At 69.8% G+C, this 13,186-nt stretch carries 12 protein-coding genes; 5 read left to right on the top strand and 7 right to left on the bottom strand.

Annotated features, from left to right (window positions below):
* Positions 1 to 41: 41 nt before the first annotated feature.
* Complete coding sequence (locus ACWEIJ_RS43415; protein ID WP_449843142.1) at positions 42 to 1,070, bottom strand: sporulation protein; 1,029 nt, start codon at positions 1,068 to 1,070, stop codon at positions 42 to 44.
* A gap of 468 nt (positions 1,071 to 1,538) precedes the next feature.
* Between ACWEIJ_RS43415 and ACWEIJ_RS43410 the strand changes: the two genes are divergently transcribed.
* Positions 1,539 to 3,896 (top strand): FG-GAP-like repeat-containing protein, encoded by a 2,358-nt coding sequence (locus ACWEIJ_RS43410; RefSeq protein ID WP_449843141.1) that lies wholly within the window; start codon positions 1,539 to 1,541, stop codon positions 3,894 to 3,896.
* Between the two features lie 49 nt (positions 3,897 to 3,945).
* Here the strand turns inward: ACWEIJ_RS43410 and ACWEIJ_RS43405 are convergent, their stop codons facing one another.
* A complete protein-coding gene (locus ACWEIJ_RS43405; protein WP_449843140.1) occupies positions 3,946 to 4,791 on the bottom strand; it encodes a phosphatidylinositol-specific phospholipase C/glycerophosphodiester phosphodiesterase family protein in 846 nt (281 codons plus the stop codon).
* Positions 4,792 to 4,910: 119 nt separating this feature from the next.
* Positions 4,911 to 5,411, bottom strand: coding sequence for a hypothetical protein (locus ACWEIJ_RS43400; protein WP_449843139.1), 501 nt, complete (start codon positions 5,409 to 5,411; stop codon positions 4,911 to 4,913).
* A 271-nt stretch (positions 5,412 to 5,682) separates the two neighbouring features.
* Between ACWEIJ_RS43400 and ACWEIJ_RS43395 the strand changes: the two genes are divergently transcribed.
* Positions 5,683 to 6,201 (top strand): DUF2076 domain-containing protein, encoded by a 519-nt coding sequence (locus ACWEIJ_RS43395; protein WP_449843138.1) that lies wholly within the window; start codon positions 5,683 to 5,685, stop codon positions 6,199 to 6,201.
* Here ACWEIJ_RS43395 and ACWEIJ_RS43390 read toward each other — a convergent pair.
* Entirely contained in the window at positions 6,185 to 6,916 is a 732-nt protein-coding gene (locus ACWEIJ_RS43390; protein ID WP_449843137.1) for an alpha/beta fold hydrolase, read from the bottom strand. The two genes, ACWEIJ_RS43395 and ACWEIJ_RS43390, sit on opposite strands and share 17 nt — an antisense overlap.
* Positions 6,917 to 6,990: 74 nt before the next feature.
* On the opposite strand from ACWEIJ_RS43390, the gene ACWEIJ_RS43385 reads away from it, so the two are divergent.
* Entirely contained in the window at positions 6,991 to 7,512 is a 522-nt protein-coding gene (locus ACWEIJ_RS43385; protein ID WP_449843172.1) for a DUF998 domain-containing protein, read from the top strand.
* Here ACWEIJ_RS43385 and ACWEIJ_RS43380 read toward each other — a convergent pair.
* Together ACWEIJ_RS43380 and ACWEIJ_RS43375 are read right to left on the bottom strand one after the other, a co-directional pair.
* A complete protein-coding gene (locus ACWEIJ_RS43380) occupies positions 7,493 to 9,241 on the bottom strand; it encodes an ABC transporter ATP-binding protein (protein WP_449843136.1) in 1,749 nt (582 codons plus the stop codon). The genes ACWEIJ_RS43385 and ACWEIJ_RS43380 overlap by 20 nt on opposite strands.
* 133 nt (positions 9,242 to 9,374) lie before the next feature.
* Positions 9,375 to 10,673 (bottom strand): DUF1996 domain-containing protein, encoded by a 1,299-nt coding sequence (locus ACWEIJ_RS43375; protein WP_449843135.1) that lies wholly within the window; start codon positions 10,671 to 10,673, stop codon positions 9,375 to 9,377.
* 163 nt (positions 10,674 to 10,836) lie between these two features.
* Between ACWEIJ_RS43375 and ACWEIJ_RS43370 the strand changes: the two genes are divergently transcribed.
* Positions 10,837 to 11,211 carry a hypothetical protein gene (locus ACWEIJ_RS43370; RefSeq protein ID WP_449843134.1) on the top strand — a complete coding sequence of 125 codons (375 nt, stop codon included), beginning with the start codon at positions 10,837 to 10,839 and terminating at the stop codon, positions 11,209 to 11,211.
* A gap of 5 nt (positions 11,212 to 11,216) precedes the next feature.
* Positions 11,217 to 11,681, top strand: coding sequence for a roadblock/LC7 domain-containing protein (locus tag ACWEIJ_RS43365; protein WP_449843133.1), 465 nt, complete (start codon positions 11,217 to 11,219; stop codon positions 11,679 to 11,681).
* A 92-nt stretch (positions 11,682 to 11,773) separates the two neighbouring features.
* Here ACWEIJ_RS43365 and ACWEIJ_RS43360 read toward each other — a convergent pair whose 3' ends face one another.
* Complete coding sequence (locus ACWEIJ_RS43360; RefSeq protein ID WP_449843132.1) at positions 11,774 to 13,174, bottom strand: BNR repeat-containing protein; 1,401 nt, start codon at positions 13,172 to 13,174, stop codon at positions 11,774 to 11,776.
* Positions 13,175 to 13,186 lie beyond the last annotated feature (12 nt).

Here is a 13,186-nt window from a genome sequence, read left to right as displayed (position 1 = left end):
CTACCCGATGGCTCGAAGTCCGGCAACTCGACGGTGCCGGCTCATTCGTCGTCGTCGTCGCCGAAGAACTCGTCGGCCATTCCGCTGAGCGCCATCCCGCCGAGCAGACCTCCGGCGACACCGGCCGCACCGGCGGCGAGCATGCCGCCCCTGCCCGATCCGCGCTGTTGACCCTGCTGGTTGTGGTCGTCGTGGCCGTAGCCGCCGCCATACCCGGGCTGGCCGCCGAACGCGGGGTTCATCTGACCGCCGAACGCGGGGTTCGTCTGACCCCGCTCGGCGACCTGCGCGAGCCAGCCGCTGATCGCCGCCGCCCAGTCGGTGACCTGCGCCTCCTGGTGGGAGAGCCGCAGATGGCCGGCCGCGTCACCACCCGCGGGGAACCCGCCGCGGTGCCGGTCGGCCTGGAGCATCACGTGCAGCTCGTGCGCGTTGGCCACGAAGGTCAGCTCGACCTGGTTCACCCGGCCCGCGAACTGGGCCGGCGGGAAGAACTCCAGCCGCTGGTAGAAGCCGAGCTCGTGCGGCACACCAGGCAGGCGCCCGGCCTCGACACCCGCGCCGCGGAACGAGAACCCGAGTTGCCCGAACGCGTCCAGCACCCTGTTCTGCGACGGCGCCGGACCGACCAGGACCGAGTCGAGGTCACCCTTGTCGGGGGCACCCGCGACGATCAGCTCGGTGCGCACACCCACGCTCATCCCCGGCAGCGCCGCGCCGCCGACCGCGGTGATCGGCGTCTCCCACGGCAGCTCCAGCTGGAACGGGACCGAGACCAGCTGACCCGCGGGCACCCGCAGCCCCTGCTGGACGACCGTCCGGAAGAACTCCGCGACCTCGCCCTGCCCGTCACCACCACCGAAGCCGCCGAAACCGCTGAAACCACCGCGCTGGGCCTCGACCTGGGTCACCAGGGTCAGCACGACCTGGCCGATCTCGGCGTCCGAGCTGCCGCCCTGGATGCGGACCTGTCCGGTGAGGGGCTGACCGGGCACGGCGTGCGGCGAGTCCAGCACGGTGTCGACGGACGGGCCACCGATGCCAAAGGCGCTCAGCATTCGGTTGAACATGAGAAGGTCTCCTTCTGAGACGGTCGGGGGCAAGTCCGGCGCACAGCATCGGCGAGTCCCACGGGAACGTTGGACAGTTCGATCAAGAAATCATTGCGAAAGATGAGGAATTTCCTCAGAAGAACTGTGGAATACCGGTCACGAACCACTTCCGTTTCGCCGACGTGCTCTGCGCGTGTCGTGTCCCAGTGTCGTGGGTTCTTCGCGTTGCTCCCAGCTGCCAGACGTCCGGACCGACCAGCTACCCGGCTGAACCCACCCCCGCCAGGCGGCTGGGCAGCGCATCCGCCCTTTGCCCCTGGCGGCGCGGCCGGCCCGCAGCCATCCGGACCCGTGTCCATTCCCCGGGCGGCCGAAGCCGTTGACGCATTCCCGTTGTGGCAATTCACCGCACTACCGCGCAACTGATCGAGTCAGCAGGATCGACCGGGTGAGCCCTGTTCGTCACCCGAACGAAAGTAGATCTTCATGCTTACGCTGAGATCCTTGCGGCTGGTCAGAGCAAGTGCCGTCGCCATTGCTCTGATCGGCGCCTCCGCGGTGTCGGCGAATGCCGAACCCGCAGCCGTGCGGGCGGTTTCCGAAGCGATTCCGGGAAGCTATGTCGTTGTTCTGAAGGACAATGCGGTCACCACTTCGTCCGCGCTGACCAACAGGTACGGCGGCACGGTCACGACCACCTGGCAGCACGCCCTGCACGGTTTCGCCGCGCGGATGAGCGCGAGCCAGGCCGCCCGGCTCGCGAAGGACCCGGCCGTGTCCTACGTCCAGGAGGACGGCCAGGTCCACCTCACCGACTCGCAGCAGAGTCCGCCGTCGTGGGGCCTCGACCGGGTCGACCAGCGGCAGAACGCGCGGGACGGCCGGTACACGTTCGAGTCGCGTGCGGCGAACGTGCGCGCGTACGTCATCGACACCGGCATCAGGACGAGCCACGCCACGTTCGGCGGCCGGGCCGCTTGGGGCACGAACACCACTGGGGACAACAACAACACCGACTGCAACGGCCACGGAACGCACGTCGCCGGCACCATCGGCGGCGCCGAGTACGGCATCGCGAAGAACGTGAACCTGGTCGCCGTCAAGGTGCTGGGCTGCTCGGGTTCCGGCACGTGGACGGGCGTCATCAGCGGCATCGACTGGGTGACCGCCAACGCCGTGCGGCCCGCGGTCGCCAACATGAGCCTGGGCGGGGGTGCGAACGCGGCGGTCGACCAGGCCGTGCGGAACTCGATCGCGTCGGGCGTCACCTACGCCATCGCCTCCGGCAACAACAACGCGGACGCGTGCGGCTTCTCGCCGGCCAGGGTCGCCGAGGCGTTGACCGTCAACAACTCCGACGTCAACGACCGCCGCGCCTCCTCGTCCGACTTCGGCTCCTGCACCGACCTGTTCGCGCCAGGAACGAGCATCACGTCGGCGTGGAACACCAGCGACACGGCGTCGAACACGATCAGCGGCACGTCGATGGCGACCCCGCACGTGGCGGGCGCGGCGGCGCTGTGGCTCGCGAACCACCCGTACGACACCCCTCCGCTCGTGGCGAACGCGTTGCTCACCAACGCGACCCCGAACGCGATCACCGACCCGGCCGGCTCGCCGAACCTGCTGCTGTACGCGCCCGTCTCCGACGGCGTGACGGACACCAAGGCGGACTACAACGCCGACGGCCGCGGCGACATCGCGTTGAACGGTGTGCCCGGCTGGGGCTCGATCCCGACCGCGTTCTCCGCGGGCAACGGCGCGTTCAGCGTCACCAACGCGGGTGTGCCGGACTTCGCCACCTGGTCGAGCACGCCCGGCGTGAAGCTGCTGACCGGTGACTTCAACGGCGACGGACGCACCGACATCGCACTGACCGGTCCCGCCGGCTGGGGCTCCATCCCGGTCGCGTTCTCCAACGGCAACGGCACGTACGCCATCACCAACGCCGGGGTGGCCGACTTCCCGGTCTGGGCGACCACACCGGGCGTCAAGATCGTCACCGGTGACTTCAACGCGGACGGACGCACCGACATCGCGCTGGCGGGCGGTGCCGGCTGGGGCTCGGTGCCCATCGCGTTCTCCAACGGCAACGGCACGTTCAGCGTCACCAACGCGGGTGTCGGGGACTTCGCGACCTGGGCGAACACGCCGAGCGTGAAGCTGGTGACCGGCGACGTGAACGGCGACGGCCGCACCGACATCGCACTGACCGGTGTGCCGGGCTGGGGCTCGATCCCCGTCGCGTTCGCCAACGGGGACGGCTCGTTCAGCATCACCAACGCGGGCGTGCCGGACTTCCCGGCCTGGGCGGCGACCCCGAACGTCAAGGTGCTCACCGGCGACTTCAACGGCGACCGGCGGATGGACTTCGCGTTGACCGGTGTCGCCGGCTGGGGCTCGATCCCGGTGGCGTTCTCCAACGGCAACGGCACGTTCAGCGTCACCAACGCCGGCGTGCCGGACTTCCCGACGTGGGCGACGACCGCGGACGTCCGGATCGTGGCCAAGGACTTCAACGGCGACGGCCGCACGGACATCCTGCTGACCGGTGGCCTGGGCTGGGGTTCGATCCCCGTCGCGTTCTCCAACGGCAACGGCTCGTTCAGCGTCACCAACGCGGGTGTGGCGGACTTCCCGGGCTGGGCGAACTCGCCGGGCGTCGAACTCGTGGCGCGTGACTTCAACGGCGACGGCCGCACGGACCTGGCGTTGACCGGTGTCGCCGGCTGGGGCTCGATCCCGGTGGCGTTCTCCAACGGCAACGGCACGTTCGGCATCACCAACGCGGGTGTCGCGGACTTCCCGACCTGGGCGGCGACCCCGGCGGCGTCGATCCTCTGACCGGTGTGCGACGAGCCCGGGCCGGTGGTCCGGGCTCGTCGCGATCCGCTCAGGCCGCGTGGTGCTCCGCCGGGTCGTTCGCCAGGAGGAACTCACGCAGTCCCACCAGATCGTCGGTGTTGATCTGGTCGACGCCGGCGGCGAGCAGCTCGCGCCACACCGCCTCCCGCGGTGCTCCGGCCACGTCCGGCGTGGCCCAGAACCGCACCCGGTACCCGCCGGCGTGCGCCTGCGAGACGATGCGGCGCAGCTCTTCCCGTTCCTGCGCCGGAATCGGGCCCACGCCCTGCCACGTGAAGTTGTTCGTCCAGTTGTCGCTGACCAGCGGCATGAACGTGGCGGGTGTGCCGGTGCCGAGATCGCTCAGCCGACCGTCGTACCCGGCGAGGCGGCGACACTGGGCGAGCATGTCCTCACGCGGCCGGTTCCCGCTGATGACCACCTCGACCGCGCCACGCCGTTCGTGACCGTTGGTCCACTGGGTGAGCATGGGACGGAACTCGCGCAGCGCCTCGTCCACCGCGCGGTAGGTGGAGGGCCCGTCGCTCTTCACGTCGACGAGCAGCTGCAGGGAACCGCGCCAGTGCGGGTAGACGCTGCCCCGGTTGGCACGCACCCGCTCGGCGAGCGGCTGGAGGTAGAGGCTGCGCAGGGTGCGGCCCGGTCGCGTGCCGGCCAGGTCGTGCGCCACGCGGAGCTCGCCGTCCACCAGCCACACGTCGGCCTCCACCGACCCGAACCCGTTGTCGAGGGCGTCGGCCAGCGGACGGGCGTGCTCGTAGTCGTTGTGCGCATGGGCGCGTTCGAGCGGCTGCACGGGTGCCGCCGCGGCGACCGCGGGCGCGCCAACGGTCCCGAGCAGCGCCAGGAGAACGGACAGCGCCGATCGCTTCATCTGATTCCCTTTCTCCGCTCACAGGGCACGGGCGATGCTGCCACCACCGGCGCGCTCCGTGATCGACGATCGGGCGAACTGTCGTGGAAATCAGGGCCGCGGACCAACCTGACCGAACCTCAGGGGGAACCTCCATGTCGCGAGGTGGCTTCTCCCCTGTCCGTCCTGCCGCGCCACCAGTCCCACGCGCTCCAGTGCGCCGGCTGGTGCTCGTCCGTCAAGTGCCTGCGCACCATGAACAACGCCACCAGGCCAACGATGTACAGCAGCGCCGCCAGCGCCTGAGACCACTGGAAGTTCTCCGCCTTGCCGAGCTGGAGGACCAACGCCGCGGACAACCCGAGCATCAACGGATCCAGTGCCTCATCGGGCCCGTGCGTGAACAGCGTGTAGGCCAGCTCGATGGCAGCCGCGATGGCCAAGGCCAGGCCGATGGTGTCGAAGACGTCTTCCCGGATGTGCCCGACCGAGTCACCCCAGTGCATGAACACAACTCGGAAGAGCAGGATCGACACGGCGACCAGGGCGACGCCCATCTGCAGAACGGCCTTGAAGTACTGAGCTCTGGGAGCGGCCGCCTTGTACGGCGGCGGCGCTTCAGGCTCATCGGGCGCGGTCATGTGACCTCCTTGCCTGGCCTCGTGTCTTGGTTGGTTTCGTGAACGCCACGGCACCCGTTTCCCGTTTTTCGCAGGATCACTCATTCGGAGGCTCAGGCGCGCTCGCAGGCTGCCACGACCACGGGTTCACTCCCCTGGACAAGGCTCGCCACCGGCCCGTCCGCCGACCGGCTGAGCACCTCCAGCCGGTCGGCGGGCCACAGGGGCCGGTTCACCGATGTCCGCGGACGGTCCCCGCGACGAACATTGGCGCTGACCAAAGGAGATCACCATGGACCAGCACGACCGCGACCTCATCCTCGGCCTCGCCAACCGCCTGCGCCAGGCACCTCCGGTGGCACAGGACCCGCAGGCAGCCGAGCTGATCGCGCAGCAGATCGCGTCCCAGCCGAACGCCCTCTACCTGCTCGTGCAGGCCGTTCTGCTGCAGGAGGAGGCGCTGAAGCAGGCCCAGGCGCGCACCACCGCCGCTCCCCAGCCCGCCTTCGCCCCGCAGCCCGGCTACAACCCGGCCTTCGCACCGCAGCCCGGCTACAACCCCGCGTTCAGCCAGCCGTCCTACAACCCCGCGTTCGGTCAGCAGGCCGGTTACGGGCAGCAGCCGGCGTACGGCCAGCAGCCCCGGCAGGGCGGTGGTTTCCTGAAGACGGCAGCGGCCGCGGCGGCCGGTGTCGCCGGTGGTGCGCTGCTGGTCGCGGGTGTGAACGAGCTGTTCAGCGACGACCAGCCGAGTCACGCCCAGGAGGCCCAGGGTGAGGACGAGGGCTTCGGGTTCACCGACCTGTTCTGAGCTCTGGCAGGCAGCGCAGCACGGCGTCCGCCACGGCGGCGGGGGCGTCGAGCTGCATCATGTGCGACGACTCCGGCACGAGGCGATGCATGCCGTGCGGTGCAAGGTCGGCCATCGCCTCGTGGACGGCCACGACGCGTCGCCGCGCACCCGCGGTGAGCACCCACCACGGCACGTCGGGCAACGGATGCGCGCGGCGCAGCGCATCCACCTCGGCGACCAGATCCGCGTAGCCGGCGAGTTCCGCCACCGCGGCGGCGCGCGCCGGCGGTCTGCCGAGCACGGCGAGCAACGTGCTGGCGCACCGCGCCGCCGCCGAGGCCGCGCCCAGCCGCAGGAGGGCGGTCGCGAGCACTGCGCCGGTGTCGAACGGCCGGCCGATTCCCGGTGGCGCGAGGCTCGGATCGACGAGAACGACGCCCCGCACGCGCGCAGGCCGCAGCCGCGCGAACGCCTCCACGTGCAGTCCGGCGAGCGAATGCCCCACGACGACCGCAGGCCCACATGCATCGAGCACCGCGTCCAGCACCGCCACTTCTCGCCGAGCCGAGGGTGGCTGCGATGACGGGGTGCTCGCGCCGGTTCCGGGCCGGTCGAACCGCAACACCCGCGTCGTGGGCGACAACAGGGCCGTCACCGCGTCCCAGTCGGCGATCGCGCCGGCCAGTCCGCACGTCAGCACGACCGGCGGCGCGTCCGCCGGTCCGTCCGTCACGACGTGCACATTCGAACCCAAGGCGTGGACCACGGGACCCAGCATGGCGTGAGGGCCGTGAGCGGGCGGCGTGGCTGATCGCCGCCGCCGTCCTCTACTCGGCCTGGCTCCTGGAGTTCCTGCTGCCGACCGGACTGTCCTCAACGGACAGCTACGTCAGCGAACTGCTCGCCGGCGACCAGCCCTACCGGTGGTTCTTCCGCACCACCGACGTGCTGGCGGCCGGTTGTCTCCTGCTCGCGGCCCGCACCCTGCGCGGACGACTGGCGGTGGTCATCGTCCTCTTCGCACTCGCCACCCTCGCCGACACCGTGCTGTCGCTGGACTGCGCGGCCAGCGTCGACGCCCTGTGCCGGCAACGCGAAACCCCGTCGGCAGGACACCGGCTGCACAGCGTCACCAGCGTGCTGACCTACGTCGGCGCACTGGCCGTCGCGGTCAGCCGGCACACCCGGTGGGACGCCAGGGCGGCGATCGCCCTGCTCGTCACCACCGGGGTGCTGTCGCTGGTGCTGCAGGACCAGCCGGGCGCGGGTCTGGTGCAGCGGGCCCAGCTGCTGACCGTGGCGGTGCTCCTCACCCGCGTTCGGCGGTGAGCAGCTGGGTGGCGGCGAAGCCCGCGTACAGCGGATCGCTCGCGGCGAGCTCGGCGTGGGTGCCGGACGCGCGCACGATGCCGTTGTCCACCACCACGATCCGGTCTGCCTGCGTGACCGTCGACAGCCGGTGCGCGACCACGAGCACCGTCGTCGTCTTCGCCGCGGCCGTGACGACGTCCCTGATCGCCAGCTCGTTCGCGGCGTCCAGCTGCGAGGTGACCTCGTCGAGCAGCAGCAGGCGCGGCCGGCGGATCAGCGCCCGAGCCAGTGCGACCCGCTGGCGCTCGCCGCCGGAAAGGAACGTGCCGCGGTGTCCGACCGCGGTGTCGAGGCCGTCCGGCAACCGTTCGACGAGCGCGTCCAGGCGCGTGAGGGTCACCGCGTCGCGGATCTCGTCGTCACTGGCCTGCGGCCGGCCGTAGACCAGGTTGTCGCGCAACGTCCCGGACAGCAGCGGCGCGTCCTGTTCGACGTACCCGATGTTCGCGCGCAGCACCGAGAGGTCCCAGTCCGCGAGGTCGCGGCCGTCCAGCAGGATCCGGCCGGCCGACGGTTCGTGGAACCGTTCGATCAACGCGAACAGCGTGGACTTCCCGGCGCCGGAAGGACCGACGAACGCGGTCAGGCCGTTCGCGGGCACCTCGACGCTGACCCCGCGCAGCACCTCCGGCCGGTCCGGACCGTACTGGAACCGGACGTCGGAGAAGACCAGACGGGACCCACCCGGATCACCCTGCGGTTGCGGTACAACGGAACCGACGGGCTCGGCCGGCATCTCGTCCACTTCGGACAGCCGCCGCACCGCCGCCAGGCCCACCTGGATGCGGCTGCCCGCGTGCAGCAGCTGCCCGATCGGTTCGGTCAGGTAGAACAGGAACAGCAGGAACGCCACCAAGGTGGACAGGGAGATCGCGCCCGTCGCGACCCGTGCGCCGCCGATGCCGAGCACGGCGAGGAAGGCCGCCTGGACCGCCACGGTGTTGCAACCGTGCACGATCGCCTCCCACCGCGCGGACCGGATGCCGGCCCGCCACGCGTCCTCGGCACCGCGTTCGATCGCGGCGATCTCCCTGGCCTCCGCCCCCGCGGCCTTGACGGTCCGGAACGCCCCGAGCACGCGTTCCAGCCGCGCGCCCGTGTCCCCGACCGCGGTCTGGGCCGCGCGCGAGGCCTTCTCGATCATCGGCATGCCGGCGCCCGCGAACAGGCCGACCACCAGCAGCACGGCCAGCGTGACGCCGAGCAGTGTCAGGTCCATCACGCCCATCATCACGATCATCACCGCGGTCGTGACGGCACCGGTCACCACCCCGACGAGCGCGCTCGTGCACACCTCGCGCAACAACGTCGTGTCGCTGGTGAACCGCGACAGCAGGTCGCCCGGCTCGGTGCGGGCCACGGCGGGCACGCGCAACGACAGCAACCGGCTGGCGAGCCGTTTGCGGGCCACCAGCACGACCGACTCGGCGGCGCGTTCCAGCAGGAAGTCGCCGGCCATGGCGATCACGGCACCGGCCAGCGCGAGGCCGACCAGCAGCGCGAGCAGGCCGGTGATCGCGCCGCCGGTGCCGAGCCGGTCCACCAGCGCCTTCGCCGCCAGCGGCTGGGCCGCGGCGGCGAGACCGCCGAGCAGGACGAGCGATCCTCCTAAGAGGACGATTCGCCGATGTGGCCGGACGTACCCCAGCAGGGTGCGCAGGGACGAGCGGTCGATCGAGGTGCGCACGGTGACACAGCTCCGTTTTCAGTGGTCGTCGAACGATCACCGAACATCGTGTGCCCCCGCGGGTGGCGGGTGGTATCGCAGAACCGGCCGGAACGACCGGCCGGGTGGCTGCTCTCCGCCCGCCACGAGGAGGTCACTCCCGGCACTTCTTCCCGGAGTTGACGCAGTCGACGAGCCTCTTCATGATCTGCGGCGACATCACGTTGGCGAAGTCGTCGTGGTCGGAGAAGGGGTTGTGCTTCTCCTCCGGGAACGCGTCGACCTTGTACTGCCCCTTCTGCTGGATGTTGCGGGGGATGTTGTAGGTCAGCGAGATCCGCAGCTGCGGCACGGCCTTGAAGCCCTTCGGGCACCGCCCGGTGTTCTTGTCCGGGAAGACGATGTGCTCGCGGTGCTTGGCGGAGTCGGTGTTCTTGCCGTCCCAGCAGCTCGGGAAGTCGTGGATGCGCTTGACCTTCGAGCCCTGCGGGCAGATCGGGTACTTGTTGATCAGCACCTTGTCCTCGAAACCGGTGCAGGTCCACGAGTCGCGGGCGTTCTTGGTGCCGTTCGTGGAGACCTTCGCGTCACCGTAGAGGATGCGCAGGAACTTCGGCATGGCCTCGACCTTGCCGACCGGCGACCCGCGGAAGGTCAGGTCGGCGGACTCGACGCGCTGGATGTCGCCGTCGTTGCCCTCCAGCTCCAGCTTGTCGTCACTGCTGAGCGTGCAGGGCGCGAGCTTCTCCAGTCCCTGTGGCCTGGGCGCGTTGCGGCCGATCGCGATGGCCATCCGGTCGATGGTGGCGACCCGCTTGTCCTTCAACGGTCCCACGATCGCGTTCTGGTTGAAGTTCGGGTCGCGCGGGTTCTCGTTCTTCGCCAAACGCTTGTTGGCCTCGTCGATCTGGGTCTTCAGCAGCGCGAGGTTGCGGTCGACCTCCGCCTTGGCCTGGTCGGGGACCCTGGGCAGCTTGCTCGCGACGTCCGGGCAGTTGACGGTCTTCGCCTCGTCCTTCTCCTCGTCGATGCGCACGACCGGCCAGAAGTAGGCGGACTTGTCGCCGTTCTTGCACGTTGTCCCGGACTGCTCCAGCGACCTGTCGGTCGAGTCGGCGTTGGTGGAGAGGTTGCCGACGTAGTCGTGCAGGTGCTTCGCGCCGTTGCGGACACCGGGCTGCGCGATGAAGTTGTCCGGGTTGAAGTGCCTGTTCTCGTTGCGACCGCAGTCCACGGTGAAGGTGCCGGTCGTCGCTCCCTTCTCCGGTCTGGGTGTCCGCACGTTCGGCTTCACCTTGGTGATGTCGACGAACTGGGACCTGTCCGCACCGTCGGCGAGAGCGTCCACCTCGCCACCGCTCGACACCGCGACGGCGAGCGCGCCGAGCGCGGTCAGGCCGAGCACACCCGCGGTGACCTTGACCGCCAAGGAACGTCCTTTGTAGAGGCTCATGCCACGGAGTACGTGCGGTGCGGCCGATCGGCTCAAGTCGAACCGCGTTCGAGTCGAACGGTCGTCGAATAACGCTCCTGAATGGACCTTGCTCCGAACGGGCATGTTTGCGCGATTCCTTGCGACGTAGGGTGACGCGATCACGCACGAGGGGAATCGTCGAATGAACATCGAAACGGCGTTGAAAGAAGCAATGACCATCAGCGGGGCTCTGGGTGCCGCGCTCGTGGACTACGACAGCGGGATGTCCCTCGGCACGATCGGCGGTGGCGACTGGCTGAACCTGGAGGTCGCGGCGGCCGGCAACACCGACGTGGTGCGGTCCAAGCAGCGGGTGATCTCTGCGCTCAAGCTGAACGACGAGATCGAGGACGTCCTGATCACCCTGCAGCGGCAGTACCACCTGATCCGGCTGCTCTCACCGTCCCAGCGCGGCAGTTCGCGGCTCTTCCTCTACCTGGTGCTGGACCGGGAGCGGTCCAACCTGGCGCTGGCGAGGCACAGCCTCAGGTCCATCGAAGCCGACCTGACGGTGTGACGGGGATGTCCGGCGCGCTGCCCACGCGCAAGCGCGGACTGACCCTGGCACCGCACGAACCCGCCGTGGCCAGGTCCGCGTCCGGTACCGACGCGAAGACGATGACCAGGGCGTTGCTGGAGATCCACGCCGACATCGACGCCGTCGCGATCAACGGCGTGCTCGTCGCGACGCGGGACGGCCTGGTGCTGTGCGGCGTCACGCGCGACGTCGAGACCGACGGTGTCGCGGCGATGGCCGCGGCGGCCGCCGGTCTGGCGAGCCAGTTCACCGCGCAGGCGGGGATCGGCGGCCCACGAGCGGTGTTCTTCGAGGGAGACGACGGCCAGGTCGGCGTGTTCCCAGTGGACTCCGACGCGTTGCTGGTGGTGTTCGGCTCGCGCGACACCACGATGGGCATGTTCAACGTCGTGGCGAAGCAGGCGTTGTCCTTGCTGCAGAACGCTGTCGCGACCGGGCGGAGCTCGTGATCCACTGACGAGCCCCGCACCGGCCGCCCAGCCGGACCGCGCGAACCGGCTGACCTGGAGAGCCGCCACTCCCGGTCAGCCGCGCGGCCACGTCATCCCAGCCGGAAGTCCGCCACCCGGATCGGCGACGGTGTCGTACCGCTGGAGGTCTGCTGGTACTGCACGGAGAGAATCCCTTGCGAGGCAACGCGGGACGTGTCCACGTTGACCTCGCCGAACGCCCGCAGCGACGGGCGGTCGAACACCGTCGTCCAGTCCGTCCACCCGCTCGCCCGGCTCGCCGACACGATCCTCCCGCGCGGCATCACCAGGTAAGCGTTGTCCGCGCGGTCGAAGACGATCTTCGTGCGCTGCGTGTGCTCCGGCGGGATCGGGACCTCCATCTTGGTCCACTTCCCGTCCGCGCCCCGGAAGACGTGGAACGCGCGGCCGTACTGGGCACGTTGCTGGGCGTAGTTCGAGACGCACTGGGTGAACCGGCCCGGCACGTAGCTGATCACCACGTGCGGGCGGCCCTGGGCGTCCACCGCCTGACTCTCCTGGTTCATCAGGCCGTGGTTCGGGTCGAGCGGGTCGGCGACCAGGCCGGGTGAACCGATGCCCACCGGGCTGCCGCCGGTCGTGCCGACCACGGTGCCGGCGCCGTTGCGCCACGTGCGGCCGCGGTCGTCGCTGTAGACGTAACCGGTGTCGTGGTTCGTGAGCCCACCCGCGTTGCACAGAACACCGGAATTGCCCTCACGCCAGGTGAACGCCGCGTGCAACCGTCCACTGTGGTCGTAGGTCAGGCCGTGCAGGTACATGTTGCGCGTGGTCGACACCACCCCGTTCGGCCCGGTGTAGGAGCCGGTCGCGGACGTCCACGCGCCGAGCTTGCGCCACACACCGCCGTCGTACTCGGCCAGTTCGTTGACGCCGTTGCCGGAACCGCCGGTGCGGTAGCTGAACTGCAGCCTGCCCTCCGGCGTGACGACGAACTGCGGGTAGGTCATCCCGCCGAGCTCGACCCCGCCGAGGGTGCGCTGCACCTCGCCGAACGCGGCGGCGTCCCACTCCCCCGCCCCGTGGGCGAGCCCCGCGGTGGAGCGCAGGTAGTACAGCCGCGTGTTGTGCGTGTCCATGGCGACGTGGATCGTGCCGTCCTGCGGCGAGATGCCCAGCGAGATCACGTTGTGCGAGTCGTCGACGCTGAGCCGATGCGGCAGAACCACGGTCTCCCACTGCGCACCGCCCACCGCGCGCCGGGCGATCACCGCGTTGCGATCGGCGGTGTACCAGGTGGCGTACTGACGTCCTTCGTAGGTCAGGATCGCGTCCTGTTGGAACGAGTTGTTGTTGACCACGCCGTCGTAGGACACGAAGTACAACGCCGAGGCGTCGAGCAGCGTGTCGGACACCAGGCTGACACCCGGTTGCGCCTGCGCGACACCCGGCATGCCGAACGCGGCGAGGACGGCGGCAGCCGTCACCAGGCGAGCGGAGGACGTGACCATGGACGGCAGCGT

The sequence above is a fragment of the Lentzea sp. NPDC004789 genome (assembly GCF_053601075.1).
This window is presented reverse-complemented; position numbering and strand designations above follow the sequence as displayed.

Coding starts and splice junctions, on each gene's coding strand:
- ACWEIJ_RS43375 (WP_449843135.1), bottom strand. CDS start 10,673: ATGAGCCTCTACAAAGGACGTTCCTTGGCGGTCAAGGTCACCGCGGGT.
- ACWEIJ_RS43360 (WP_449843132.1), bottom strand. CDS start 13,174: ATGGTCACGTCCTCCGCTCGCCTGGTGACGGCTGCCGCCGTCCTCGCC.
- ACWEIJ_RS43410 (WP_449843141.1), top strand. CDS start 1,539: ATGCTTACGCTGAGATCCTTGCGGCTGGTCAGAGCAAGTGCCGTCGCC.
- ACWEIJ_RS43400 (WP_449843139.1), bottom strand. CDS start 5,411: ATGACCGCGCCCGATGAGCCTGAAGCGCCGCCGCCGTACAAGGCGGCC.
- ACWEIJ_RS43365 (WP_449843133.1), top strand. CDS start 11,217: ATGTCCGGCGCGCTGCCCACGCGCAAGCGCGGACTGACCCTGGCACCG.
- ACWEIJ_RS43370 (WP_449843134.1), top strand. CDS start 10,837: ATGAACATCGAAACGGCGTTGAAAGAAGCAATGACCATCAGCGGGGCT.
- ACWEIJ_RS43395 (WP_449843138.1), top strand. CDS start 5,683: ATGGACCAGCACGACCGCGACCTCATCCTCGGCCTCGCCAACCGCCTG.
- ACWEIJ_RS43415 (WP_449843142.1), bottom strand. CDS start 1,070: ATGTTCAACCGAATGCTGAGCGCCTTTGGCATCGGTGGCCCGTCCGTC.
- ACWEIJ_RS43405 (WP_449843140.1), bottom strand. CDS start 4,791: ATGAAGCGATCGGCGCTGTCCGTTCTCCTGGCGCTGCTCGGGACCGTT.